General features: G+C 51.8%; 24 protein-coding genes. 3 read left to right on the top strand and 21 right to left on the bottom strand.

The annotated features are described in order from the left end of the window. Position 1: 1 nt before the first annotated feature. Both BMW84_RS13010 and cysT read right to left on the bottom strand, forming a co-directional pair. Entirely contained in the window at positions 2-799 is a 798-nt protein-coding gene (locus BMW84_RS13010) for a sulfate ABC transporter permease subunit (RefSeq protein ID WP_091069020.1), read from the bottom strand. Then, complete coding sequence (gene cysT / locus BMW84_RS13015) at positions 796-1,611, bottom strand: sulfate ABC transporter permease subunit CysT (RefSeq protein WP_091069021.1); 816 nt, start codon at positions 1,609-1,611, stop codon at positions 796-798. The genes BMW84_RS13010 and cysT overlap by 4 nt, the downstream gene beginning before the upstream one ends. A gap of 187 nt (positions 1,612-1,798) precedes the next feature. Between cysT and BMW84_RS13020 the strand changes: the two genes are divergently transcribed. Then, a complete protein-coding gene (locus BMW84_RS13020; RefSeq protein WP_091069025.1) occupies positions 1,799-2,200 on the top strand; it encodes a secondary thiamine-phosphate synthase enzyme YjbQ in 402 nt (133 codons plus the stop codon). Positions 2,201-2,342: 142 nt separating this feature from the next. Here the strand turns inward: BMW84_RS13020 and BMW84_RS13025 are convergent, their stop codons facing one another. The 3 genes from BMW84_RS13025 to BMW84_RS13035 form a co-directional block, all read right to left on the bottom strand. Beyond that, positions 2,343-2,924: a TetR/AcrR family transcriptional regulator gene (locus BMW84_RS13025; protein WP_091069027.1), complete on the bottom strand. Its 582-nt coding sequence runs from the start codon at positions 2,922-2,924 to the stop codon at positions 2,343-2,345. Between the two features lie 2 nt (positions 2,925-2,926). Continuing rightward, on the bottom strand, positions 2,927-3,559 hold the full coding sequence (locus tag BMW84_RS13030; protein ID WP_091069029.1) for a YigZ family protein: 633 nt from the start codon (positions 3,557-3,559) through the stop codon (positions 2,927-2,929). A 133-nt stretch (positions 3,560-3,692) separates the two neighbouring features. Then, positions 3,693-5,048, bottom strand: coding sequence for a glucose-6-phosphate isomerase (locus BMW84_RS13035; protein ID WP_091069031.1), 1,356 nt, complete (start codon positions 5,046-5,048; stop codon positions 3,693-3,695). A gap of 252 nt (positions 5,049-5,300) precedes the next feature. Between BMW84_RS13035 and BMW84_RS13040 the strand changes: the two genes are divergently transcribed. Continuing rightward, positions 5,301-6,206: an NAD(P)-dependent oxidoreductase gene (locus BMW84_RS13040; RefSeq protein WP_091069033.1), complete on the top strand. Its 906-nt coding sequence runs from the start codon at positions 5,301-5,303 to the stop codon at positions 6,204-6,206. 244 nt (positions 6,207-6,450) lie between these two features. Here BMW84_RS13040 and BMW84_RS13045 read toward each other — a convergent pair whose 3' ends face one another. Further along, positions 6,451-6,768, bottom strand: coding sequence for a pyrimidine/purine nucleoside phosphorylase (locus BMW84_RS13045; protein WP_091069036.1), 318 nt, complete (start codon positions 6,766-6,768; stop codon positions 6,451-6,453). Between the two features lie 34 nt (positions 6,769-6,802). Beyond that, positions 6,803-8,851, bottom strand: a complete 2,049-nt coding sequence (gene tkt, locus BMW84_RS13050) for a transketolase (RefSeq protein WP_091069038.1) — start codon at positions 8,849-8,851, stop codon at positions 6,803-6,805. Between the two features lie 265 nt (positions 8,852-9,116). Between tkt and BMW84_RS13055 the strand changes: the two genes are divergently transcribed. Beyond that, positions 9,117-9,746 carry a hypothetical protein gene (locus tag BMW84_RS13055; protein ID WP_091069041.1) on the top strand — a complete coding sequence of 210 codons (630 nt, stop codon included), beginning with the start codon at positions 9,117-9,119 and terminating at the stop codon, positions 9,744-9,746. Positions 9,747-9,806: 60 nt separating this feature from the next. Here BMW84_RS13055 and BMW84_RS13060 read toward each other — a convergent pair whose 3' ends face one another. From BMW84_RS13060 to purU, 14 genes are all read right to left on the bottom strand, one after another. Further along, entirely contained in the window at positions 9,807-10,673 is an 867-nt protein-coding gene (locus tag BMW84_RS13060; RefSeq protein ID WP_091069045.1) for a copper amine oxidase N-terminal domain-containing protein, read from the bottom strand. Between the two features lie 20 nt (positions 10,674-10,693). Then, complete coding sequence (locus tag BMW84_RS13065; protein ID WP_091069048.1) at positions 10,694-11,392, bottom strand: thioredoxin domain-containing protein; 699 nt, start codon at positions 11,390-11,392, stop codon at positions 10,694-10,696. A gap of 112 nt (positions 11,393-11,504) precedes the next feature. Beyond that, entirely contained in the window at positions 11,505-16,565 is a 5,061-nt protein-coding gene (locus tag BMW84_RS13070) for an Athe_2463 domain-containing protein (protein ID WP_175498799.1), read from the bottom strand. Between the two features lie 14 nt (positions 16,566-16,579). Then, the gene (locus tag BMW84_RS13080; protein WP_091069054.1) at positions 16,580-17,851 is read right to left on the bottom strand and encodes an S-layer homology domain-containing protein; all 1,272 of its coding nucleotides are present in this window, start codon (positions 17,849-17,851) and stop codon (positions 16,580-16,582) included. Positions 17,852-17,945: 94 nt separating this feature from the next. Further along, a complete protein-coding gene (locus BMW84_RS13085; protein ID WP_091069057.1) occupies positions 17,946-18,443 on the bottom strand; it encodes a hypothetical protein in 498 nt (165 codons plus the stop codon). 10 nt (positions 18,444-18,453) lie between these two features. Then, on the bottom strand, positions 18,454-18,834 hold the full coding sequence (locus BMW84_RS13090; RefSeq protein ID WP_091069060.1) for a hypothetical protein: 381 nt from the start codon (positions 18,832-18,834) through the stop codon (positions 18,454-18,456). A gap of 14 nt (positions 18,835-18,848) precedes the next feature. Then, positions 18,849-18,992, bottom strand: coding sequence for a hypothetical protein (locus BMW84_RS24815; RefSeq protein WP_175498800.1), 144 nt, complete (start codon positions 18,990-18,992; stop codon positions 18,849-18,851). A 4-nt stretch (positions 18,993-18,996) separates the two neighbouring features. Continuing rightward, positions 18,997-19,194 carry a hypothetical protein gene (locus BMW84_RS13095; RefSeq protein WP_091069062.1) on the bottom strand — a complete coding sequence of 66 codons (198 nt, stop codon included), beginning with the start codon at positions 19,192-19,194 and terminating at the stop codon, positions 18,997-18,999. 52 nt (positions 19,195-19,246) lie between these two features. Beyond that, positions 19,247-20,116, bottom strand: coding sequence for a hypothetical protein (locus BMW84_RS13100; protein WP_091069065.1), 870 nt, complete (start codon positions 20,114-20,116; stop codon positions 19,247-19,249). A 20-nt stretch (positions 20,117-20,136) separates the two neighbouring features. After that, positions 20,137-21,186: a hypothetical protein gene (locus BMW84_RS13105; RefSeq protein WP_091069067.1), complete on the bottom strand. Its 1,050-nt coding sequence runs from the start codon at positions 21,184-21,186 to the stop codon at positions 20,137-20,139. Positions 21,187-21,198: 12 nt separating this feature from the next. Further along, positions 21,199-22,722, bottom strand: a complete 1,524-nt coding sequence (locus BMW84_RS13110; RefSeq protein ID WP_091069069.1) for an ATPase, T2SS/T4P/T4SS family — start codon at positions 22,720-22,722, stop codon at positions 21,199-21,201. Continuing rightward, the gene (locus BMW84_RS13115; RefSeq protein WP_091069072.1) at positions 22,719-23,783 is read right to left on the bottom strand and encodes a P-loop NTPase family protein; all 1,065 of its coding nucleotides are present in this window, start codon (positions 23,781-23,783) and stop codon (positions 22,719-22,721) included. Before BMW84_RS13115 ends, BMW84_RS13110 begins: the two co-directional genes overlap by 4 nt. Before the next feature lie 12 nt (positions 23,784-23,795). After that, on the bottom strand, positions 23,796-24,506 hold the full coding sequence (locus BMW84_RS13120; protein WP_091069074.1) for a CpaB family protein: 711 nt from the start codon (positions 24,504-24,506) through the stop codon (positions 23,796-23,798). Positions 24,507-24,610: 104 nt separating this feature from the next. Further along, positions 24,611-25,510, bottom strand: coding sequence for a formyltetrahydrofolate deformylase (gene purU / locus BMW84_RS13125; RefSeq protein ID WP_091069076.1), 900 nt, complete (start codon positions 25,508-25,510; stop codon positions 24,611-24,613). Between the last annotated feature and the right edge of the window lie 10 nt (positions 25,511-25,520).

A 25,520-nucleotide genomic window follows, 5' to 3' on the forward strand; every position in this document is an offset into this window, starting at 1 on the left:
CTCAATGCACTTCCTTTCGTCTTTTGGTCCATTCCATCAGAAGCAGCAAGCCTGCGGAGAAAGCGGCCAGCACCAGCGCCACGCCCCCCGCGGCGGAAACGTTGAAGTTCTCGACATCCTGGTATACCAGCGTCGTCGCCGTCTGTGTTTTATTCATAATGTTGCCGGACACAACCAGTACCGCGCCGAATTCTCCCAGCGAACGAGCCACCGTTAGGATCACGCCATAAATGACGGGCCAGCGGATCGAAGGCCAGGTTACCTTCCAGAACGTCGTCCAGCCGTAAGCGCCCAGCGTGGAAGCCGCTTCCTCCTGCTGGGTCCCGATCTCCTGGAGCACCGGCATGACCTCACGCACCATCAATGGAAAAGTGACGAACAAGGTAGCGATGACCATCCCCGGAAAAGCATACACAATCTTTAATCCAATCTGTTCGAGAAAAGCTCCGATCGGGCTGTCCGGCCCGACCAGAAGGACAATCATCAGGCCGCCGATGACCGGCGAAACGGCATACGGCAAATCGACGATGCTGTTCAGCAAGCCTTTCACCCGCCGCCCAAGCCAGTTCGCCCGGACCAGATATAAAGCCATCATAATGCCGAACAGCGTATTCAGCAGCGTCACCACTACAACGACGAACAGCGTCATCAGCAGCGCGTGGGCCGCTTCCGGCCTCGTCAGCGCATCTATAAAACCGCCCAATCCGCCTTGGAAGGCATTGATAATCATTTTTCCAAGCGGGGCGGCAATCAGTACCAAAAAGACTAAATAAGTAAATCCGATCGTCAGCTTCTTCATGCTCTTCTCCCCCGCATCTGCAGCACATTAATCAGCCAGAGAATGGCGAAGGACAAGGTGAGCAGCAGGATCGAAACCGCGGCGGCGCCGACGGGATTATCGCTCTCCACTTCCCCGTAGATAAAGACGGAGGAGACCAGCGTGCGGCCCGGAATGTTGCCGGCGACCAGCACGACAGCTCCGAATTCGGCCAGCGCCCGGGAAAAAGCGAGCATCCCCCCGCTGATCATCCCCGGAAACATGTTCGGCAAAATGACCTGCAGGAACACCCGGCTGCGCTTCGCCCCCATCGTGTAGGCCGCTTCCTCCTCGGAGGGGTCCAGTTCCTCCAGCAGCGGCTGCACCGCCCGGATCACGAAAGGAAAAGTGACGAACACCATGGCAATCACGATGGCCGGCTGGTGGAACACGATTTCGAAGCCCAAACGTTCGGCCAGCTCACCGACGATACTGCCGGGACCGAGCAGCAGCAGGATCATCAGTCCGCCGACCGCCGTCGGCAGCGCAAACGGGAGATCGACCAGACTGTTCAGCAGCGCTTTGCCCGGAAATTTATAGCGGATGAGCACCCAGGCGATCACGGTACCAACCAGCACATTGATTAACGTAGCGATGACGGCCAGCTTCAGCGTCAGCAGGACCGACTTCCAGGCAATCGGATCCGTGATCGTATCGACGAAGTTGCCGAAGCCGAGCGAAAACGAGTTGTAATAGACGCCGAGGATCGGCAGCACAATAAGTGCGATAAAGTAAAGCAGGATACTGGTGCGGAATCCATAAGTCCATCCCTTATGTCTGAGCAACGCGTTCAATAGCAGGCCTCCTACCTCCGGTGATCCGGTCGGTTCACTGAATAATCACGTATCACTATTCCTATTAATATACTTGGAATTATATTATTAATACTTTACCAAAAGCCTTATGTACCGTCAATGTCTTTCGACGATTTTTGGGGTAAAATATAATTAACCTTCAGGTCGAGAAAGGGGTCTTTAACCGATGCTTCATACCTTTGAGATCAGCACCAGCAAACGCGACGAATTGCGGGATATTACCCGGGACATCGTGTCCTTCGTGAAAAAAAGCGGCGTCAAGGAAGGCATCGCCGTCGTGTACTGCCCGCATACCACGGCAGGAATTGCCATCAACGAAAATGCCGACCCCGACGTCAAGCATGATGTGCTCATGCGTCTGGACGAAGTGTATCCCTGGGAGCATCCCCAGTACCGGCATGCCGAAGGGAATACGGCGTCCCATCTTAAATCCATCACCGCCGGGCCTTCGCAAACGATTATTATCCACGGGGGCGAGCTGCTGCTCGGACGCTGGCAAGGCATTTATTTCTGCGAATTCGACGGGCCTCGACATCGGCAATATGCCGTGAAGATCGTGGCCGGGTAATGTTCCTCCGTATGGAAAATAAGGCGACTCCGCGTGATTCCGGGGCCGCCCTTTATTATTTATAGCCTCTATAACACTTTCACCGTGTAATGTTATACCAGTTCAACGCCCTAAAGTGAAATTCGGTAAAAAAAGCTGCAACCTATAAACTGCGGCTAAGAACCTTGACATGTGACAGAGCGGCATCCTTGACGTCTTCAAACGAGACTTTATCTTGAATGTAGTAGGAAATGAATCCGTGCGCGGATAAAAAGAGCATACGCGGTACGCTCTGCCAGTCGGCCGAGACATACCCTTCATCTTTCATGTGACGGCGGACGATACTTGCGAACAAGTCATAACATCGTCCCTGTTCTGCGCGGCAGTAAGCCAGCAGCTCTTCGTCGCGGATCATGAACATAATTTCATACTGGTACGGATGGTCCAGACCGAAACGGATAAATTCCAGGATCAGCTGCTCCACCCGGGTCATGCCCGGCTCAGGCGGGGTATGCATCGCCTGGTTCAGCAGCGCGGCAACATGATTGAAATCCTCGACGACGATGGCATAGAACAACTCCGCTTTTTCCTTAAAATGATAATAGAGAGAGCCATGACTGTACCCTAGGTGCTGCCCGATGCTGCGCATCGAAATTGCCCGATAGCCTTTGGTAATGAACAGATGCCTGGCCGCCTCCAGAATGCGTTCTCTCGACAACTCCTGCTCCACTGCTCTTCTTGCCATATCTATTCCCCTTCGTTAAAGTAAAGCCGCCGCCCTTCCGTAACCGTGGCCTGCCCCCCGGTCAGATCCGTTATCCATGCCGTAAATGCGTCGCCTTCTTCATTTCGCGGAAGACACAGCAGAGTCACTTTATCCGTAAACAAAGTCTCTCCGGTCTTGATGCCCCGGCCTCGCAGCTCGTTCTCCACTTTACCCAGCCAGGTGTATTCGATTTCCACGAACACTTCCCGCCTCAGCACGCGGGTGACGACCCCTCCGGCTTCAAGCGCCTGCACCGCCCCATCCGTGTATGCCCGGATCAAGCCGCCTGCGCCCAGCATAATGCCTCCGAAATAACGGGTAACGACAATTGCGACATTTTTAACCTGCTGGCTGCGAATTACCTCCAGTATCGGTTTGCCGGCGGTTCCGCTCGGCTCCCCGTCATCCGACTGCCTTTGAATTTCGTCCCTCTCGCCAATCATGTACGCAGAGCAGTTATGAGTGGCATTCCAGTGCTGCTTCTTGATGTCTTCGATAAATTGGATCGCTTCTTCCTCCGTCTCCACCGGCATGACATGGCCGATAAAGCGGGATTTGCGGATCACGATTTCCTGTGACCCGGAAGAGCGCACGGTTTTGTATTGTTCCAGCATCGTATTCCAGTCCTTAATCGCATGTGATGATGACTTGATTATATGTGCAGAAGCAGTCCGCGGCAATAATGCCGCTGGACTGCTCCTGATGACTTGACGGGTATGCAGATATAGTTATGCGCAGGATCGGAGATTATTCGGAAAGTCTTGCTTCCAGTTCCGCTTTCTCCTTCTCGTAACCCGGTTTGCCGAGCAGCGCGAACATGTTTTTCTTGTAAGCTTCTACGCCCGGTTGGTCAAACGGATTCACGCCCAGCAGATAGCCGCTGATGCCGCATGCTTTTTCAAAGAAATAAACCATATAGCCGAAGGTGTAAGGCGTTTGGTCCGGAATCGTCACGACCAGGTTCGGTACTTGGCCGTCGGTATGCGCCAGCAGCGTGCCTTGGAACGCTTTTTTGTTGACAAAGTCGACCGTTTGTCCAGCCAGGAAGTTCAGGCCGTCCAGATCGTCCGGATCGCTCTCCAGCGTAATGTGATGGCGAACTTCTTCCACTTGGATTACCGTTTCAAAAATGTTGCGGTTGCCCTCCTGGATGAATTGGCCCATCGAGTGCAGGTCGGTGGAGAAGTCGACGGAAGACGGGTAAATGCCCTTGAAGTCTTTGCCTTCGCTCTCGCCGAACAGCTGCTTCCACCATTCGGAGACAAAATGCAGGGAAGGCTCGTAGTTTACGAGGATTTCCGTTGTTTTGCCTTTACGGTAGAGCGCGTTGCGCACGGCTGCGTATTGATAGCTTTGGTTCGTAGCCACGTCCGGATTGTTGAACTCGTCCGCTGCGGCTGCGGCGCCTTGCATCATTTCTTCGATGTTGATACCGGCAACGGCGATCGGCAGCAGGCCTACCGGAGTCAGTACGGAGTAGCGTCCGCCCACATCGTCCGGAATGATGAAGGATTCGTAGCCTTCTTCGGTTGCAAGCTTCTTGAGCGCGCCTTTTGCTTTATCCGTAGTCGCGTAAATGCGTTTGCGGGCTTCTTCTTTGCCGTATTTCTTCTCCAGTGCGGCGCGGAAAATACGGAAGGCGATGGCCGGCTCGGTCGTTGTGCCGGATTTGGAAATAACGTTCACGGAGAAGTCTTTGCCTTCCACCAGGTCGAGCAGATGCGTGATGTATGTAGAGCTGATGTTGTTGCCGGCAAAATAAATTTCCGGAAGCTTGCGTTGATCTTTGGACAGGTTGTTATAGAAAGAGTGGCTGAGCGCTTCGATCGCAGCGCGGGCGCCGAGGTAAGATCCGCCGATCCCGATCACGATCAGGACATCGGAATCGCTTTGGATTTTCTTGGCCGCTTGCTGAATGCGCGCGAACTCTTCTTTGTCGTAAGCGGTAGGCAGATCAATCCAACCCAGGAAATCGGAGCCTGTGCCGGTTCCGTTATGGAGCTGCTCATGTGCGAGCTTCACGGCAGGGGCAAAATAGTCAATTTCATGCTGGTTAAAGAAAGAAAGCGCCTTGGTGTAATCAAATTTTATTTTCTTGGACATCGGTAATGGTAACCTCCTGTTTTTTCTCTAAGGAATTTAACACCGTTGGTTAGAACTTTATATAAGGATACTTTAATTTGCCTTGACTGGCAAGGTCTTAGGGCACAACGAACGCCTATCTGCAAGTCATTTTTGCAAGTTTCATGGAAGCGCTGCCGTTCAAACTGCAAAGCCGGCGCTGTGGAACATGTCCGGATGCCGTGATAAGATGAATAAAAGAATCCTATTTCAAAGAACGAAGGTGGCCTTGCAATGACACAAATCGGTTTTATCGGACTCGGAACAATGGGGGCGCCCATGGCCCTGAACCTGCTGCGCGCAGGGTATAACGTTACGGTATACAACCGTACCGCGGAAAAATGCGAACCGCTGAAAGCGGAAGGCGCACAGGTTGCCGCCACGCCGCTTGGCGCTGCGGAAGGCAAGGACGTTATTATCACCATGATCAGCAACGACGATTCCATCCGCGAGGTATTCTACGGGGATAACGGCATTCTCGACGCCTTAAAGCCGGGCGCCGTTGTTATCGACTCCAGCACGATTTCTCCGGGACTGGTTCACGAAGTCGCAGCCGCGGTTGAAGCCAAGAGCGGCAAATTCCTCGACGCGCCGGTCACCGGCAGCAAGCCGGCAGCCATTGACGGCACGCTCGTCTTCATGGTCGGCGGCGACGCCGAAGTGATCGAATCCGTCCGCGGCCTCTTCGACACGATGGGACGCTTGCTGCTGCATATGGGCGCCAACGGCAGCGGCGCTGCCGCCAAGCTGGCGCATAACGCCATGGTCGGCATCCACAATGCCGCGCTGGCGGAAGGCTTCTCCATCGCCGTTAAATCCGGCGTGCCGGCCGACAAGTTCCTGCAGCTCGTGCAGAACGGTTCCGCAGGCAGCAAGCAGGCCGAGCTGAAAAGCCGCAAGATCATCGACGGCGACTTCAGCAACCAGTTCTCGCTGGCGCTGATGCTCAAGGACTTGAAGCTTGCCACCTCGCTCAGCGATGCCACGGGCGTTCCGACGCCGATGCTTGGCGTAGCCAAAAGCTTGTTCCAGGCCGGCTATAACCACGGCTTCGGAGACGAGGATCTGTCCGCGGTCGTCAAATGCTACGAGGACTGGATCGGGCAAAAGATGGGCGATAAGCGGGACGCTCAGGAATAGTCCCGTCCAAGGAACGACAAACCGTCCCTGCAGCTGCTTATGCTGCAGGGACGGTTTTTTTATAGAATGCTGAACCCGTTGCTCAGCACAATCCGCTTCACTCCGCCGTCCGGTTTAACCTTTCGCGGACCGGCACTCCGTTGGCAACACGCAAATATACGCATACCTGGGTCACTCACTGACCCGAAAGCCAAAAAAAGCCCCGCCGATTGGCGGGGCTTTTTCCGATCAAACCTTTACTAGCTTAAATTACCGGGTAAGAGCAGCAATAATCAGTTAAGGTGAAGACTTCCAGCGCAAATTTGGAATTGCCGGGAACGTGGAACGTATCTTTTCCGTTGATATCCTTCCATACTTCCGTTCCGGGAAGCAGCACTTTGAGTTCGCCGGACAAAATCTCCATCGTTTCAGGGCCGTCGGTACCGAATTCGTAGACTCCGGGCAGCATGATCCCGAGCGTTACTTTAGTGCCGTCCTCCAAAAATACGGTACGGCTGGTTACTTTGCCGTCGTAATAAATATTGGCTTCCTTCTGAACTGTCGCGTTGGTGAACTGACTCATTGCTATTTCTCCCCTTTGTCCTAGATTGGGTCTATTATAGCAGGGCTTTTACGCGGCTGACTACATTTTCAACCGTAAAGCCGTATTCGCGAATGACGGTGTCCCCAGGTGCGGAAGCGCCGAAAGTCGTGATGCCGAGAATGTCGCCTTGGTCGCCGGTGTAACGTTCCCAGCCGAAGGTTTGCGCCATTTCGATCGCCAAACGTGCTTTCACATCCGGCAGGATAACGGAATCGCGGTACGCTTTGTCTTGTTTTTCAAACAGATCCCAGCTTGGCAGGCTGATAACGCGAACATCGATGCCTTCTTCAGCCAGCGCCGCTTGGGCTTTCACAGCCAGTTGCACTTCCGAGCCAGTAGCGATCAGTTGGGCTTGCGGCTTGCTTTTGGCTTCGGATACGACGTAACCGCCGCGTTTCACGTTCTCGCGCACGCCTTCCACGGTTCCGGCCAGGATCGGCAGGTTTTGGCGGGTCAGCACGAGCGCTACCGGATTCGCTTTATTTTCCATAGCATAGGCCCAGGCTGCGGAAGTTTCGTTGGCGTCTGCCGGACGGATCACGGTAAGGCCCGGAATGATGCGCAGGGATGCCAGTTGCTCGATCGGTTCGTGGGTAGGGCCGTCTTCGCCGACAGCGATACTGTCATGCGTCAGCACGTAAGTCACCGGCAGTTTCATGATCGATGCCAGACGGACAGCCGGACGCAGGTAGTCGGTGAATACGAAGAAGGTACCGCCGAATACTTTCAGACCGCTGTGCAGGGCAATCCCGTTCATCGCTGCAGCCATGCCGAATTCGCGTACGCCGAAGTAAATGTTGCGGCCGGCGTAAGATTCGGATGTGAATTGGTCCAGACCGTTCAGATGCGTCATCGTCGAGCTTTCCAGGTCGGCAGAGCCGCCCACGAGCTGAGGAACGCCCGCAGTCAGACCGTTCAGGGCGTTGCCGGAAGCTACGCGCGTCGAAACGGCTTTGTCTTCGGCAGTGAAGAATGGAAGCTTCGCATCCCAGCCCTCAGGCAGGTTGCCGCTGATCGCGGTTTCGAACTGCGCCGCCAGCTCCGGATAGGCCTTTTTGTACTCGGCAAACTTCTCGTCCCAAGCTTTGTTGGCGGCAATGCCGCTTGCTTTCACTTCGGCAAAACGGGCACGCACTTCGTCCGGTACGTAGAAATCTTCTTCGTATACCCATTTGTAGAAATCTTTGGTCAGCTTGGCTTCTTCTTTGCCGAGCGGGGAACCGTGCGTACCGCCATGGCCGCCTTTACCTTGTTTGTTCGGGCTGCCGTAGCCGATGACGGTTTTCACTTCGATCAGAGTCGGTTTGCTGCTTTCGGCTTGCGCTTCGGCAATCGCTTTTTCAAGGGCCGGAAGATCATTGCCGTCTTCTACGCGCAGCACTTGCCAGCCGTAAGCCTCGAAACGTTTGGCTACATTTTCAGAGAACGCCAGGTTCAGCTTGCCGTCCAGGGAGATATCGTTGGAATCGTACAATACAACCAGTTTGCCCAGCTTCAGGTGGCCGGCCAGGGAAGCGGATTCCGAAGAGATGCCTTCCATGAGGTCGCCGTCGCCGCAAATGGCGTAAGTGTAGTGGTTGATAACGTCGTAGTTGTCTTTATTGTAGGTTGCGGACAATTGCGCTTCCGCCATTGCCATACCTACAGCCATGCCAATCCCTTGGCCGAGCGGGCCGGTAGTGGCGTCAACGCCTGCCGTATGACCGAATTCCGGGTGGCCTGGAGTCAAGCTGCCCCATTGGCGGAATTGCTTCAGCTCTTCCATCGGCAGATCGTAGCCGCTCAGGTGCAGCAAGCTGTACAGCAGCATGGAGCCATGGCCGGCGGACAGGACGAAGCGGTCGCGGTTTACCCAAGTCGGATGATCCGGATTATGCACCATCGTTTTAGCAAACAGCTGGTAGCCCATCGGCGCGGAGCCCATCGGCATGCCCGGATGGCCGGAGTTTGCTTTTTCAATTGCATCAATCGCCAGCGTGCGGATCGTGGTAATCGCCAGATTATCGACCGTGGAGTTTTCCTCTTTTTGAATCGCTTGTTCTTTCGCTTGTTGCTCGGTCATTAAAATAATCCTCCTCTAAAATCAAGAATGTCATTTTGACTATTATTGTATCACTAAAGTGAAAGCTTTTCCAAGTGTTTATTTTTGCGCATGGCAAAGCTGTCTCTGCCACCCTCCCGGTTCGGCGTCCAGCCCGTACTTAGCCTTAGGTCCAGTAACGCGGCAAGACTTTGGTTCGTTTTGGAAAAACGCCCAATCCCGTACACTGAAACTGGCACGAATGAACGCGTGCACTTCAATATCTTGGCAGAAAGGGCCGCGAAATATGAGCATTCATAAAAATATCTATATTGTCCTCACCGCTAACGAAACCCTCTTCAGCACCGTGATCGGCTGGTTTACCCGGGCGCAGCTGAACCATGCTTCGCTCGCCTTTGACGGACAGCTTCGTGAAGTATACAGCTTTGGCCGTAAAAAAGCGCATAACCCCTTTATCGGCGGGCTCATCCGCGAGAATTTCCGCGATTCCTTTTACCGGGACAGCGAATGCGCCATTTTTCAAATAAAAGTAACCTCGGAGGAGTACGACCGGATGTACAGCCTCGTACAGTCCATGATGTCGGAACAGGAACGGTATAAATATCATTTGCTCGGTCTGCTCGGCGTACTGCTGAACGTCCGGATGGAACGGGAAGACGCCTACTTCTGCTCCCAATTTGTCGCTTCGGTGCTGGAGCAGGGCGAATGCTCGCCTGTCGCCAAGCCGGCATGTTTTGTGCGGCCGGATGATTTCTCCGCGGCGCTGCTGACGCGCCGAATTTACAAAGGCAAGCTGGTCCCTTTTGTACGCAATGCCCAGGGCAGCAGCTGGCGGGAGCCGGAAGAGCGGCGGTATGCACTGCTTCCGTCATTCAGGCAGCTCCCTTTAACGCAAAAAAGGGTCAAAGGCATGTGAAGGTCTTCCCCTCATTCCCTTACCCGTTTTTGGCAACGAAGTTACCGGTTATGGTTTGATTTATTGAACTAAATCATCTATAGGGATTTGCTCGCCCTTTATCATTTTAATGGAATTGATCTTCCACGTTTTCCCTTCTACTTTTGTTAATTGAACGCTCATGGTGTCCTTAAGTTTAGCCGCAATATACGGCTTTCCACTGACATTATTTACTTCGATAACCTCATGGATCAGAACAATTATTGCAACGGCGCTGTTTCCGGTGATTTGGATCTCGCCAAAACTCTCAATATAATCGTTATCGTCGTAGGTTTCAAAATATTTATTCAAAAATTCAACGCTCTCCACTGGCTTTACAAATGTGCTTCGTAAACCCACTGCATCCTTTTTGGCGTAATAATCCGACCTTAATTGGATGATTTTTTTAATTTCATCCTCATCTTTGGCGATTTGCTCTGCGGTTTGTTCTGCCGTTTGAACAATACTCACAGAAGCTGCTTGCTTTTGGTTGATAGTTACGGAGTTGGTTTTCGGGTTCCACGCAGCTGTTGAATCAAATGCTTCAGCCACAAATTTCAAGGGGATATAGGTCGTTCCTTTAATGACTTGTGGAGCCGTATTTAAAGCGACTACTTTTCCGTTCAGTTGGGCCGACTTCGAGCCGATGGTTAAAACAATGGTCGTGCTTCCCTTCGTGGCCTTAAGCTGCTGCTTGACCTGGCTCCATTCTACGGTTGCGCCCAGGGATTTAAAGATTGTTTTGGATGGCACGATAACACTTCCGTTAACTAAAAGTGCCGCGGCGGTACTCTTCAGTTCTGCCCCATCGATCATAATCTTAATCGGCGCCGATGCCGCATAACCCGCGACAGGTAAGCCGGCGGCGACCATTGCAGCTACTGCAAATGTGGCCATTAATTTTTTCATGAATGAACGTTCCTCCCGAATCACTTGTTATTGTTGATGCTGTCCTCGATCGCTTGGCTAAGCTTAGCATAATCAGAGCTGACCGCCTTCCCGTTGACCCTAAAGCTCGGCGTTCCATACACCCCGTTGGCGGAAGCAATTTTAAAATCCTCTTTGACATCGATAAGGTGATCCCAGTTTTTCAGCCCTGCTTCAAATTTCTTGTAATCGATCCCCTCGATGTTCTCCTTCACAAATTCCAGCAAGAAAGATTCCGTAGCCCACTGTGTCTGCTCCTGTCCCTGATGGTCGTAAAGCTTCTGCTTGAACTGCCAGAACTTATCGGCTCCCTGTTCATACATCAGCTCTGCGGCCAGCGCCGCTTCGATTGAATCCGGCCCAAGGAACGGAAAGTTGACCGCAAAAAATTGCACGATACCAGTGTCTATGTATTTCTTTTTAAACTGGGCGCTATACTCCTGCTCCCATGCCTTGCAGGCCGGGCACTTGAAGTCCACAAACTCGATGACTTTCACCGGCGCATCAGGTTTGCCCAGCGATGGCTGCTTGTCCAGCTTAAAATCCCCTACTTGGATGTCCAGCTTGCCTTTAGCGTCCATAAAGGTTGGAAAAGCCTCTGCTTGGTCCTTATCCCTGATCTGCTGGTAAAGCACGACTGATTCAATTGCTACGATAACCAGCAGCGGAAACACCAGGAATATCCAAATTCTCTTCTTCATTCACTCTTTCCTCTCTAGTCAGATGCGACGGGGCACTCCGATAAATACGATGCCTGACAAAGAAACGGTGGAGAAGAGACGAATCCATACAACCCTCCTGCCACCGTTTATCTTATTTCACTCGATGCGAACCCAAAATTGTATAAATGCTGTCTTTGATCAAAATGGTAACGGTATTTGTTTTTATGACGCCGTTGGAGTAAGTGACGGTAAAGATGAAAGTATAGCTGCCGTCGGCAAGATCAACAAAGTTATCCCGCCACAAGCTGCCGTTCCAGATCAAAGGTTTGCTACCGGTGCCTGCCAAGGAAACCGTCAAATTAGTGTCCGTCATTCGAGCGGTTAACGTGTTTGCAACAACCGGCGAAGCTCCGGTGTTCGTTACATTGGCCGACAAAACGAATTCCTCGCCCGCCCAGAATGTATTGGCTGCTCTAGTTGCCGACGGATTAATGGAATTGTAATCGGCCCTGTGGCTGTCCCACAGTGCGTTATGCGTGACGGCGCCGGTGATGCTGAGCGGCAGAACTGTAAAGCTGCCCGTTACCAGCACTGGTGCCGCTTTACCGTCACTGATGCTCATCGTGACCGCATAAGTACCCGGTTTTGACGCAACCAGTGTAGGACCGCCTTGTGTCGTATACGGGTAAGACCATGTAAACGTACGATTGAGTACGCTGGCGCCAGCCGGATCGGTTACGGTAAAGTTCACCGTCAGTGTATCATGCTCGTTATCGTTCAGATTGACCGGATCGATGTGAACCGTATCTCCCTCATATTTCGGCATGGACGGATTTGCGGCATCATATGTGTAGGTCTTTAAGCTTCCGCTTGGCGGCGTATTGTGGGTCACTCGGATCGGAACGTTAACCGCTTCGTTTTTGCCGCTCGGGTTGGTTGCCGTGAACCGAACCGTATAATTTCCATCCGGAACGTTCGGCACAGCAGCCATCCCGTAGCTCCAGATCTTCCCTTCCGAGTTGGACGAGGCGACCATCGTAAGTGTCTGCGCATAGGAAGTGCCATAGAAGGCGGTTGCCGTGACCTTGTTCGGATATTTGGTTGTGGTAGCTGTGAATGTGCTTGGATATCCCACCACAAGCTGCTTATTCGATTCCGGATCCACCGCCACCAGGTTGATCGGCGTGAATACATTTACGGTGTGGTCGTTATACGCATAGGCTCCGCCCACTGAGCCATTGGCTTGGATGCGGAAGGTGTACGCTCCGTCCGCCATCGTATCCGGAATGATCATACCGGCTACATCGCCCCAGGCAATGTCTGAGCCTGTTTTTGTCCCGGTGAAATATGGCACCGTCTTGCTGATCAGACCGCCACCCGGCGGCATCTGTAGCGACAAAGACAGGGAATACGGATACCTAGTCCATAATCCATAGGCCGTCAGCTTCTCGCTGGCCGGAATGCCGGTGACAATGGAGAAGGCCGGATCTTGCGCCTTTAGCTTGGATTTTAGCTGCGGCGGTGGCGTACTGGCCAATGTAAAGTCCATGATGAACGGAGCGGACCAGGCACCTTCCACGTCTTTGACCAGATACTCCAGATGATAGGTGCCCGCAGATAACCGGTCTGGAATCTTGTAATACGTTTCCCCGGAGAAGGCGAACTTGATCTTCCGGTCCACAATTCCTTTATTCACCGGATCGCTGATGTTGTGGTCCAGGTCATACGATTGATCCACCCAGCTAGTGAGATACGTATTGGTGCCGGCATCGTATGTCCAGTCTAGATCCGCTTTCGCGATCGGCTTCCGGTGAACGATGACTATCGTTTCGGCGTTGTTAGAGTAATAGTCGTAGGCGGCCAGCTTCGGATCGGCGCTCGGTTTATCCTGAACTCGCCGCAAAATCCGGTATTCTCCGGTTTGCCCAAAGCTCGTCCGCAGCGTTTCCGTTCCACACTTTACTTCGTTAAACTCGTTTGCCGCAAAGGCCGCATGCCCCAAGGAATTATCAAAGTAATTCTCATTGTGGATGTACATCGTTTGCCGTTTGGCAATCGGATCGTTCTCCGGATCGGACTCATCGGTCAGCAGCTTGAACTCCTGATTGACCAGCACCGTCTGCGTTGCTGTGGGCGGATTCAGGGTTGAAATATAGTCCACGACGCTTTGCATGATGTCTTCGGTCGACTGGCCCTTGTTCTCGATAAAATAATCGTAGCCCGTTTGCGTCTTGATGGACGGTTTACCGACCAAAATAATCTTCGCATCCGTCAATTCCTTCACTTTCGTGAAATCACCCAGCTCGTTTATCCAATCGTCCGAGACGTAAATCACGAATTTGTTCGATGTGGAGCGTACAAACGGATTGGCATACGGCTGCCGCACATCTTTGTAGATGTTGCCGGAATAAGTCCCGTAGTAGTTGCTGACCCACTGAATGTTTGGTACCCAGACCGTACGGTAAGTGGTATCAACCCATGTTGTATGCTCTACAGCCACGGTATATGGTGATGAAGTCGAATTGGAGCAGCTTCCGGGATGGTTATAATAAACATTGTTACCGGCATAACCCTGACACCATTGTTCATAGGTGACGGTAGTCTCATTATGACCAGGCACATCCACAACCGTTTGGTAAGAGCCAAAATCATTATAAGATCCATTGTCCATTACACTCTGCAGCTGCAGCGTCCCCGAGTAGCCTCCGGAAGAGTAAACATAGGTGCTTGATGGATACCCACCCGTATTTACTGTCGTTGCAGCCGGCTGTGAATAGGTATACGTATGCATGTCCCACGTATTTACCGTTGGGTCCGCACCTTTGGTACGCATCTGATTGCTGATCGTTACCCCGTTTGAATTCAGGTAATTGATTTTACTCTGCGCCAGGTTTTTATCCTCCAAAAAGAAAGCATCCACTGCTTGGCGTACCGTCGGAATATCCGTATAGATGTCCGAATACGGGATGTAGTTATCGACCTCAAAATCAAAGTGTTGAGTGGTCGAACGTTTGTCTGCAGCTGTGATGAATTGCGGAATCGTTGCTTGTCCATAGTCTTCATTCACCGTCACCACAATACGGTAACGTCCGAGCTTATTGCCCGGCGGCTTATATTCCGACAACGGGGCCCCGAAGGAATCCACCAGCTGGGAATAGGTCTCATCATTGTCCATGTCATAGTACACTTTGAAGTCGGTAGTTGTTATCACATCCTTATCCGTACTGACGGCATCAAGGAACAGGGATACGCCCTCGCCCCGCGCGATCTGGCTGGAATACGGATAGAAAATAACTGCCGGATCATAGTCCTGCAAAACACTAAACGGCAACACATACGGATCGGAAGTCCGCCCTAAAGCATTGGTCACGGTTAAGGTTAGAACATACTCTCCCGGTTTCTTGTACAGAAACTCCTTGTGATCGGCACCGTTCACACCCATCCTTCGGTCATTATCGCTGGAGCCGTCAGTTGCGGACCAGGACCATTGACTGCTGACAATGGGATACGAGGCTTGAACAAAGGGATCGTTGGCGTTCGGATCGCGGGACGTATTATCTACGCTCATTTTCCGGTTTTCCTTGAAAGTATCGCCAAAGAGCTTGAACTGTGCCCGCGGCTTTGTGTCATGAACCAATACGATCCGGTATGTATCGCAGCCATTGGACCCATGCTTGTCTTCACCCGGTTTAGGTGTCCACCGCATCGATACCGTCACCAGACCATCCTTGTCGTCTCCAAAGACATACCCTCCCCCGAAAAAGAGGTTCGCATCTACAGGAATACCGTCCACCCACACTTGACGATCCGCTATTCGCGATAGATCCGTACCGTCTGAAGCGCCGAATTCTACAATGTCGAAGGCATCTGTAGGAATACTCGGTACGCATTCTACCGGCGGTGGGCCGGGATCGTCTTTCGGTGGCAGGTCACCATGTGTTGGCGGCGGCGGTGGTGGCGGTGGAGTATTCCCTAATGTAACATCATATTCGTCAGTATCGACATCAAAAACGTTATTGTCGTTGCTGTCCTCATACCGTGCCGTAACCGTTAATTTGAAGGAGATCTTATCTCCCTCTTTCAGCACGCCCTTTTCGATCGGAACATCGATGTTAGATGAAGCGATCATGCCTTGATTCTGAAAAGAAACATCTCCGTTCTTCTGGGTAGTGAAAGTTTTCAGTGTCGTTAAGGGCTTTCCTGGGTACGCATATTCAAACTTTAGCGTCCATTCCTTCACGTCTCCTCGGGTATAATGGCGTGCTTTTTCATAACGGTCATTAAACCACTTTGAATCCTGCAGAACACCTGTAAGGTCGAAGTTCCAGGTCCAAAGGGCTGGCAACGCAGAAAGATTGGTCGTCGTAAGGTTTTTCGGGATAATGTCAGCGACAACGCCTGGTTTCTCTTTGCCGGTGAGCTTATCGATCGCAAAAGTCTGGTACCAGATCTCCCCGTTATCCTTCAAATGCCACATCCGGCCCATGCCGCCCGCCCACACTGTGGGATCTTGCTCGACGTACATGTAGTCGAAAAGATTTTTCACTGGATTAATATTGGCGTCTTGGTCTTTAGCGGAAACTCTGACCTGTACATTATCTGATTTGATGATTTTGTTGACAGTATCTATCGCATTTATACCACGTTCATAAACTCTTTTTGCATTATCAAATGAACCATTAAGAATGGGCGAAAATTTACCTGGCTTATCGGATCTACCTTTTATGAGGCTATTTTCCTCCCATGGTCGATAAATCCAACTTCTAGCATTGGGATCGCTCCCTTTCTTGGAATCGTTAATGAACCACTGGTTACTGTAAAGCGTGTTGTATTGATCCCATCCAAAGTACCGGTATTCGCCTGCTGCACCATTTCGCGAAAAGTACGGATGACCATTAGCTGCATCCGTCCGCAGATTCCCTTCCTCATCCTGCCAATCAGCTTTGAAATCCGCCGCTGTGTTTGCCTGTAGAACATCCCCATAGGCAATAATCTTCATGTCATCATACAGCTTCTTGTTCCAAAGCTTTCCTGAAGTATTACAAATCGGGAATCCGGGCGGCGGTGATAAATAAGCATATTTTTCAATGCACTGTTGTTGAGTCAGTACAGCAGCATTAGCCACTGATGGAGGACCCAGAGGCAATAATGACAAGAGCATGATCCAAACTAGCAAGTATGCAAGCGTCGGCCTTAGTTTCCGGCCTAACATAGTTTTGCTCCTCCCTATTTATCCTGGTATACAGAAATCCCTATACTAATAAACCCATGCCTTGTAGCAGAAATAACGACTTGTCTTCCTTCATAAACTTTATCTGAGGTAGTTAGACTCCCCCCTTTCTGCTCCGTTTGTAACACCATTAGTATTTTTTCTTTTACAGGGCTAGGATTATTAAAGGTCTTCTTAAGGAACAGATCTAACACTTCCTGTCCTCGAGCGGAGCTTTCAACATCGGAACTCAATGTAATGTTATAGACATTTCCATCGAAACCAAAGACAATGTCGAAGTAAATAGTATTGTCAAAGATCGTTTTATCAAAATAATATTGTTTTTCAAGATGCTTCTCTGCTTCTTCCCGGGACTTATAGTAATCCAGTTCTCCGTACGATCCTTGTGTGTAACCTGGATAACTTTTTTGAGCTCCTTTGAGAGAGTCATACACTTTCTTCATTTCCCAATTGGCAAATACATGAACGGTCTGACTATATCCCGGGGAATCCACCATTGCATAAGGAATATTCGTCATATCAATTTTCTGTGGATTTCGAGCTTCTGGATGAGCTAGAACATAAGTGATTTTAGCCGCTTCCGCCCGGGAGATCGCTTGTTTCGGGTTAAAATATCCCCCTGCTCCCCCGGCCATAATGCCACGTAAAGCCACCTTTGCGGCGACAAGATCATAACCTCGCCCAAATTTTGTAACATCCTTAAATAAGACAGGAGCTGCTTTTTCAGCGTATGCTTGATCAAGCGTGCCATAGAAATAAGAATCAAGATTCTCAAGAATAGCTGCTGCCTCTTGGCGAGTTAATGGGGTGTTGAACCTTTCGTCATATTGCTGCGCTTGAATGATACTTAGCGTTTCTGCCGTATGCACATAATTCTCATACCATGCCTGCCCCTTCCCACCAGCCGCGAAAGAAATGCTCGAATCTTTAAAAGCACTCAAGTTCCAATCCGGTAGCAACGCCAACTTCGAGGCTGCCCATGTACGCTTCCCGCTGCTGTCCACCTCTGTCATCGACAACAACACCATCTTCAGGAACTGCGCCACTGTAACCGAATCATTCGGCTTAAACGTGCCGTTGCTGAAGCCCTCCAGATAGCCCTTTTCGACCCCTTCCATAATGGTTGTGTACGCCCAGTGCGTTTTCGGAACATCTTTGAACGAGCTTACGGCAGCGGCACGCGTAACCTGTGCGGGACACAAGGCGGTAGATAGTAATAGCCCTCCGATGACCGCAAACGAAACCATTTTCTTCAGAAGCTTTTTCATTAGATCAATTCTCCTTTGGCTATGAAAATGAAATGCGGCTTGTAAGTTCAGCGGAGGGCGGACGGAACCTGCAATACCGCATCCTCTTCAATAGCTATTTGTACACGAGTTTATTTTCCTGTACGGCTGGAACCTCAATGTCCTCCGGACTCTTATTTCTTGCAATGAGCACCGTATGTTTGGTCTTAATTACAGCAATTACTGCGGGTCCCCGGAGGTATTTGGTGATGCCGTATAGTTTGTTCTCATACAGGAGCGGAAAGCTGTTTGTCGATTCATCGACAATAATGAAGTCCACAACCTCAACCTTCGCATGCAACGGGCTGCCTTTCTTGAAATTCAGGCCCTCGTCCAATCCGAGATTTATCTCCAGCCCCTTATCAAAAGCGCTACGCGCGGCAATTGGATCGATGACAATCCGTCCCTTGGCATATTCGGAAAGATTAATGGCTTGGGCAGCGTCATGTACCGCAGCATTGTTCGCGTCCTTCAGCAACGACCGGTTGAGATCCCATTCCTGATTCTGCACTTGAAACAACCAGGTATAGATGAAGATCAGCAGGACAAAAGCCAATTTTACAATATAGTCCATTTCTTGGCCCTCATTCGATAAACTCGCTCATAATCGAACCATGGCCGTAGTAAAAAAGCGGCTGATCCTGAGCGGAGAAATTATAAGGGAACATATGGATCCGCGGTGCTTTGATATAGACATCGATTCGCCGGCCGCGCGACTGGACAGATTCCGTGCTGCTGGTGATCTCAATATCCCCGGTAGAGAAACCAAGCGCAGTAAGGTTGTTCGTGACCTCGTTGATCAGACCTGAGGTGACCATACCTTCAACCGCGGCTTTTTGCGTGATGTAGGAGGTGTTCGCCTTCACTTGCAAGTCCAGCAAATAATCAATATAGGAGAACAGCGGCTGCAGCAGAATGAACAATACCAGCCACAAGAACAGTGCCCGCAGAACCGTCGCTTTCAACTCTGCGCCCCCTTTTAGTACTGTTCAACTTGTTTGACATGGGTGATCAGGTCGTCCTGGCTGCTGCCAATCATCCGGGTTGCCACAGCGATAAACATTCCGGCGATGATAAACCCGATTGCCAGGAACAAGGCCACGGATAAGGTATCCTTTTTCATCGGCTTACCCCACTCTAGAAAGCGGCGCCTCGTCCGGCGAGTACCACATGGAAGTTGTACTGACGCCGGGAACATCCGGCCTGTTGTCGTCGGCATCATTGATAACATCGCGCACCACCGGAATCAGAACGGCAATGACAATAGCCACGCAGAGGAACCCGATCGCAATAAACAATCCTGTCGAAATCGCATCTTTTTTCATAAAAAAACTCCTTTCATTGTACAGTCCTATGCGTTTCCTGAATATAACTTTTTTACTGAAACATTCCTATTCCATCGAAACTTCCCTTAATCAGCATAATGTACTGCATCGCCAGCGAAACGATCATTAAAAAGGTGGCAATCGACGGAACAACATTCACAATGGTAGCCACATCTCCGATAAAAGACCATTTCTTTAAATATTGGTCGCTGGATATTTTGGCAATAGTTTTGGCCTGCTCCTGCAAATATTTCGCCGCCTCGAAATCATCGTCCATCGCTTCGGTGGCGAGCAGAATGGAGCGGATATCGCTGATAAAGGGATGATGCTCCGGAAAAGTGGAACAAAACCATTCAATCGCCCGCTCGCTGCCCTCATCCACTGCCCTTTCCGATAGTTCGTACAAATCCTGGCGGATATGCTGAAAATGATTGGCCGAAGCTGCGCAAAATGCGCCGAACTGCGTATACCCCCGCCGACGAAGCCGGTTGTTCTCATAGAGCCGGATGAACGAGATTAATTCTCCGTCTTTTTGGATCAGCGACCGTTGCTGCAGCCAGCCAAGCAGCCAGCCAAACGGAAGATAGCGCATCGGGCTGGTGACCGCTACAATCAACAAGGCGACCAGCAGATCGAACAAGGAAAAAGGGCTTGCCCGCACAAAATTCCCGATCGCTTGCACCAGCAAATAAATGAATGCGGCGGCGTAACGAAACAGCATAATTCTCCCGGCTGACAGCGGCAGGCCGGTGTTCGCCAGCATTTGCTGCAGCAGGTCGTTGGTCATGCGTTCGCCCAGCGTCTTTACCCCCGCCCGAAGCCGGAAGAAATATTGCTCCTGCCGACCGGCGCTACTGATAAAGACCAACAATGCCAAATAAGCTACGCCGATGACGGCCAACAGCAGCAGAAGACGTTCCATAACCCACCTCCTTTCTCGCCTTAATGGTAGTCCAGCTTCGGTTTGGCCAGCACGGTACTGAGCAGAAACGAAATGAATAAACCGCTGAGGATGATCATCAGAAAAATAAGCCCCACCGATGTCTCGAATTGCAGTTTAAAATACACATCGGGCTTCAGCATAAACATAAATGTGCCGACCGAGGATACCAGTACAACCAGGTTCCCGTACAGCCCCAGGCTTATGGCATCCCGGCTTCCGGCCTTCACGTTCATGATCGTCTCCCGCTGCTGTTCCATGGTTTGGTTTAATGTCATCAGCGAATTTTTGAAATAGCGGGTCCCTTCTTTCTCGCAATACAGCAGATCCGAAACGAATTCTACGGCAAAGGTCGTGCCGATCGCCCGGGCAAACCGCTCCGCCTCCCGGTTCAGCTCCGTTTCACTGCTATAATTGGAAAAGGCGGCTCCCAGCAGCCTCAGCGGCGTCTTCAGCACATTGTCTTCCCCGAGCAGCTCTGCCGTCCGCGCCAAAATGGAATCGACGGATAAATGAGTATACTTGGTAGCGATACGAATGACATCGAGCAGATCGTAGCTGCCGCGGACTTTGCGCTGGGCATATTTATACCGCAGCCGCAGGTAAGGTACAGTGCCAAAGAGCAAGGCCAGGAACAGCGGTAAACGCCACTCTCCGGCAGCCCCGCTACTACCCTGAAGAGCAGCTCCTTCCAAAAAGGGATTGCTGAAGCTTAAGTGCCCCGGCAGCTCTTTCAGCGTTAACCACGCGGAACCGTAAACCCCTACGGCTGTCAGGAATGTCCGCAGGAAAAAGCGCAGTACGCTGATACCCGGTTCATATTTCCGCTGAGCAAAATAAAGCAGCCGGTCAACATGCCGGTATATCCAGGAACGGGTTCGCCCGCTTACTGCTCGCCGTTCAAACCGCTGCAGCCGCCGGTTCATGCGGTGGTCAAGCTTTTGCCCGAGCTGCCGCAAATGCCGCTCCAGCAGCGGCTGGACGATCAGCCACATTCCCCAAACGACCAGCAGATGGAACGCAAAACGAATTAGAAACATGAACAGTTGCACCGCTACCTCCTCCTACTCTTCCAGGACAAGCCTCGACTTCAGGCTTTCCTTCAACGGCTGGATCATAGGCTTCTGCGCCGCAAGGTGGCCCAGCTCTTGAAGCAGTCTCCGCGTAGCCGGAGCATTTTTCTTCTCCATCTTAGTGAGCAGCGCAGGCGTCAGCTTATCGTTATAACTCCATGAACCCGTCTCCTCCTCCCAGCGCATCAGATCGTTTGCGTACACCGAGCGGTTGGCTTCGTCATAAAAAATCTCGGAGATGCGCGCCAGCCGTTTTCTTCCGTTCCGGACGCTTTCGAGAATGAAGACCAGCTCGCATGATTTCAAAGCCGAGATCAGATGGCCCTTGAAGCTCCCGCCCACCCGCGTAGATACGGCGAAAGCGCCTTGATAAGGGATGTCCTCCGAATCCACCGTATGGAACGTCCCGGTGATGCCGTCATACCCCTTTTCCCCGCTCCACAAATAAAATTCCCACTCGTGATACCGCATTTCCGTCATAAACACGATGTTGGGATCATGGCGCAGCGATTCCACGCCAACCTCCATCAGCTCTTCGTTCGCCGCCTGAATCGGAATGATTCGGTGGCCTTTGATCTGATAAGGCAAAATGGATTCCGGATGCTTCTCGATCATCACGACCCCCATGCACGAGGACGAACCGAGCAGCTGCTCGCCGACAATCGTGTTGGCAAAGGTCGTTTTTCCCGATCCGACTGCGCCGGCGATGACCGTATTGCGGAACGTACCGGCAAGAGCGCGTATCATCTCCACTGCTTCGGCAGGAATGCATTTGGTCCCCGCTTGATCCTCCAGATTCAAAAACTCGACCACCTGCCGCCGCAGCGAGATCGTCGTGAAGCCCTCCCAGACCCGCGGCGATACCCAGATGGCAAGCCGGATAAACCGCCCGGGCCAAAGCGGATCATCCATTTTGAACTCGACGGAAGGGTTATCTTTGTTCAGCTTTTTACCGGGATCGCTTTTCAGCAAAGCGCGCTTAAGCTGCTCCACCCGGTCAAGGGAAGGCATTTCGTACGGATAAGCGATAAAGTTGCCCCGGTGGTTATAAAAAATCTGTTTGCCGATAATCTGCAAACCGGTGGATTCGCTGAACGTCCGGTCGGTGAACCAGCGGTAGGCCGGCCCGAAGCCCTTCCATTCATGAAACAACGCTTCGGCCGGCGTGCTGTACGCTTCCGGCAGCTTTCCGGCGAACGGCGTTTTGCGTAAATATTTTTCAATTTCGTTCATGAAAAAGCCGACAGCCTGCGGGTCTCCGATCAACGCCTTGGCGTTCAGTTCAAAATAACTTTCGTCCTCCCGCTCCAGTCCGGCATTCATCTCCTGCTTCATCTGCCGAAGAAAAGCATAAAATTCGTCTTTCCCCGGTTTGCCGGTGCTGAGAATTTTTTGTTTGAGGGAAAACGGCGGGTTGGTTACTCTGGCTGCGGCAGGCGGCTTAAACCCGCGCTTCGGCCATGACAGCGGATAATCGCTGGGCCGTTGCTTTTTCCATTCGTTAAATTCAATCATCCGAATACCCCCTTCTTTCTAAGTTCCGGCGTCAATCCGAGCGTCACGAGCAGCGCATGAATTTTGTCATCCAGTTGCTGCAGCTCCCGCTTGCCAAGCGGCGGATTCTCCGGATAACCCGGATAATAGGGCAGCTCGAGCAGCAGTTCGCAGCCAAAGCGCTGCACCAGATTTTTGGGAGACAGCAGTTCCTCCGCCGTGCTGCGGTTGATGATCCACTGGAAATCCTGCGGATGCAGATCCATATGTCCGGCAAGTTCCATAAGCGGCTGCAATCTCTGTTCATGGCGCGGGTGAGTCACCAGCATGCGCAAAGCGGAGCACTGCATCCCGACATACCACGCGGCGCTTTCCGGGATCGAGCCGCAATCGGCGACGAGCACGTCGGCGTATTTTCCGGCCTCGGCAAGTAAATACTCGATTTCTTCCTCTCGGTAATCCTGGGCTGCCAAATAATCGTAATTGCCAGGGAGGTAGGGATATCCGTCAAGCTTCACAAGATTCTCGAAATCGATGGCTTGGAGCATTTTGCCGGTTAGGCGAGGCCTGAGCCTATCCAGGCTGACCGCCGTTTTGCGGTCATAACCGGGGTCATACAAATCCAGCCCCAGCAAGATTACTTTTTGTCCGGCCGCAGCCAGGCGTTTCGCGAACAATCTGGCCGTACTCGTACAGCCGACGCCGGGGCCCGAGCCGAAAAATCCGATCACATTAGGCCGCTCCTCGCCGTCTTCCGCAAGGATGAACCTGAGCTTTTCGATGATCGCGCCAGAGGTGGATCGCGGCGGGACAAAGAAGATTCCCAGGCTCTCGCACAATAAATGCACCGATTGATAGCCGCGCACTCCCTTTTGCAAATACAGGTACAGGATCGTGGCCTGCGGATAATTTATCCGCAGCTCTCCCAGCGCAGACACCGGAACGGCCTCGCTGGTAAACATCAGCATATCCGGTCCGGTATGGACGGGATCCGGAAGACTGCTATGGGGAATAACCGTATATCCGGCAAGCTTAATCTCATTGACCGTCAACTGATCCACGCCAAGACTGAAAATTTTCATATGGCATCCCTCCTATTTCACCCTGACGATCCACAGTTGTTTGCCCTGCTCCAAATATCGGCCCAGCAATTCGCCGTCGGATTTCTTGAGCTTTAATTCCGGTACGGCAACTTTGCCGGTAGAGGTAAAACGGTTGTTAACGTTACCGTCCTCGGAGTCGAGCACATCGTTGTTATCCTCCGTACGCACGTAATTTACCGTTACATCGCTCAGAAACAGGCTTGTCGCCGGCTCCGGCGGCGTAGCAGGCTGCAGTTCCTCCACGGGAACGTTCTTGATGTCTGCATCGACGAGATACAGGTCCACCTTATCCCGGCTCCGCAGCGAACCGTTAATCGCATAGATCGCTTCCTTCGGGATCGGGAAAATCCCTTCATCGCCCTGCGGTTCCAGATCGCTGACATCGACCAGTGGCTCGGTCAGAATGCTTCCATCCATCAGGTCCACATTCGTAATCTTGTGCACGACCTGCTCATAGGCCGTGATGGCGCCTGCTGGAATATCTTTGGTCTGCACGGAGTCCAGATAAAGGTCTTCACGCTTCAGTTCAACATTTTTGGGCAAAAAGCCGTTATCCGGGGCTTTCACTTTCACTACGGTCTTTGACAATACAAAGGGCTTGATGTACAAGTCATAACTGAGTAGTCCGCCAAAACCGAGTATCAAAATAAGAACCGCCAATATATAGTTGCGCTTAAGCAGCGGCCTGCCACGGGTTGCCAAGCGTATTCCTCCCCTCTCTGATGGAACGAAAAAAGGCATCCTGGCGCCTAAAGGCCAAGATGCCGGTAGAATGCTTTTCCACCAACTAGCGATTTATAGTTGAATCAGTTGAAGACCACCGTCTTATTGTGATGGACAAGAATCCGGTCTTCGATATGCCATTTGACTGCCCGGGCGAGCACGACTCGCTCAATGGTCCGGCCAATGCGCTTCAGCTCATTGACGTCGTCGCGGTGACTGACCCGCTGCACGTCCTGTTCGATAATCGGGCCGCCGTCGAGCTCTTCAGTGACGTAGTGGGCAGTAGCGCCGATGATCTTCACCCCGCGCTGATACGCCTGCGCATACGGCTTGCCTCCGACGAACGCCGGCAAAAACGAATGGTGAATGTTGATGATCCGGTGCCGGTAATGCTCGATAAAAGACGGCGAAATAATCTGCATATAGCGGGCCAGAATGATCACGTCGATATCCGCCCCAACCACTTCCAGCTGACGTTTCTCCGCCTCCGCCTTGCTCTCCGCAGTCACCGGAATATGATGGTACGGAATACCGAACGATTCCACGTATTCCTTCATATCCAGATGGTTGCTGACTACAAGCGCGATATCGGCATCAAGGTCCCCGGCCTGCCACTGCCAGAGAAGTTCTACCAGACAGTGATCTTCTTTAGAGACGAAAATCGCCAGCCGCTTCTTATGGCTTACATTAAAGATCTGCCACTCCATTTTGAAACGTTCGGCAACGCCTCCGAACTTGGTACGCAGCTCTTCGATCCGTTTATCCAGCTCGGGCAGATCGAATTCAATCCGCATAAAAAACATTCCGCCGTCCGGGTCCATCGTATACTGGTCCGATTGCACGATATTTGCGCCATGCTCGAACAAAAAATGCGACACGGCGGCCACGATTCCGGGACCGTCTGGGCAGGAAATCAGCATCCGTGCCCGGTTGGGGTGACTGGCGCCAGGCGCCTGTCCGCTTTTAACATGTACTTCCGTCATTTCTTGCCCA

Source organism: Paenibacillus sp. NFR01 (assembly GCF_900111565.1).
GTDB lineage: Bacteria > Bacillota > Bacilli > Paenibacillales > Paenibacillaceae > Paenibacillus_AQ.

What these genes read in the sequence shown, in the direction of transcription:
- BMW84_RS13040 (WP_091069033.1), top strand. Translation starts at nt 5,301, where the DNA reads ATGACACAAATCGGTTTTATCGGACTCGGAACAATGGGGGCGCCCATG.
- BMW84_RS13035 (WP_091069031.1), bottom strand. Translation starts at nt 5,048, where the DNA reads ATGTCCAAGAAAATAAAATTTGATTACACCAAGGCGCTTTCTTTCTTT.
- BMW84_RS13115 (WP_091069072.1), bottom strand. Translation starts at nt 23,783, where the DNA reads ATGAAAATTTTCAGTCTTGGCGTGGATCAGTTGACGGTCAATGAGATT.
- tkt (WP_091069038.1), bottom strand. Translation starts at nt 8,851, where the DNA reads ATGACCGAGCAACAAGCGAAAGAACAAGCGATTCAAAAAGAGGAAAAC.
- BMW84_RS13065 (WP_091069048.1), bottom strand. Translation starts at nt 11,392, where the DNA reads ATGAAGAAGAGAATTTGGATATTCCTGGTGTTTCCGCTGCTGGTTATC.
- BMW84_RS13095 (WP_091069062.1), bottom strand. Translation starts at nt 19,194, where the DNA reads ATGAAAAAAGATGCGATTTCGACAGGATTGTTTATTGCGATCGGGTTC.
- BMW84_RS13010 (WP_091069020.1), bottom strand. Translation starts at nt 799, where the DNA reads ATGAAGAAGCTGACGATCGGATTTACTTATTTAGTCTTTTTGGTACTG.
- BMW84_RS13070 (WP_175498799.1), bottom strand. Translation starts at nt 16,565, where the DNA reads ATGTTAGGCCGGAAACTAAGGCCGACGCTTGCATACTTGCTAGTTTGG.
- BMW84_RS13085 (WP_091069057.1), bottom strand. Translation starts at nt 18,443, where the DNA reads ATGGACTATATTGTAAAATTGGCTTTTGTCCTGCTGATCTTCATCTAT.
- BMW84_RS13110 (WP_091069069.1), bottom strand. Translation starts at nt 22,722, where the DNA reads ATGATTGAATTTAACGAATGGAAAAAGCAACGGCCCAGCGATTATCCG.
- BMW84_RS13055 (WP_091069041.1), top strand. Translation starts at nt 9,117, where the DNA reads ATGAGCATTCATAAAAATATCTATATTGTCCTCACCGCTAACGAAACC.
- BMW84_RS13080 (WP_091069054.1), bottom strand. Translation starts at nt 17,851, where the DNA reads ATGAAAAAGCTTCTGAAGAAAATGGTTTCGTTTGCGGTCATCGGAGGG.
- purU (WP_091069076.1), bottom strand. Translation starts at nt 25,510, where the DNA reads ATGACGGAAGTACATGTTAAAAGCGGACAGGCGCCTGGCGCCAGTCAC.
- BMW84_RS24815 (WP_175498800.1), bottom strand. Translation starts at nt 18,992, where the DNA reads ATGAAAAAGGATACCTTATCCGTGGCCTTGTTCCTGGCAATCGGGTTT.
- BMW84_RS13100 (WP_091069065.1), bottom strand. Translation starts at nt 20,116, where the DNA reads ATGGAACGTCTTCTGCTGCTGTTGGCCGTCATCGGCGTAGCTTATTTG.
- BMW84_RS13020 (WP_091069025.1), top strand. Translation starts at nt 1,799, where the DNA reads ATGCTTCATACCTTTGAGATCAGCACCAGCAAACGCGACGAATTGCGG.
- BMW84_RS13030 (WP_091069029.1), bottom strand. Translation starts at nt 3,559, where the DNA reads ATGCTGGAACAATACAAAACCGTGCGCTCTTCCGGGTCACAGGAAATC.
- BMW84_RS13060 (WP_091069045.1), bottom strand. Translation starts at nt 10,673, where the DNA reads ATGAAAAAATTAATGGCCACATTTGCAGTAGCTGCAATGGTCGCCGCC.
- BMW84_RS13045 (WP_091069036.1), bottom strand. Translation starts at nt 6,768, where the DNA reads ATGAGTCAGTTCACCAACGCGACAGTTCAGAAGGAAGCCAATATTTAT.
- BMW84_RS13025 (WP_091069027.1), bottom strand. Translation starts at nt 2,924, where the DNA reads ATGGCAAGAAGAGCAGTGGAGCAGGAGTTGTCGAGAGAACGCATTCTG.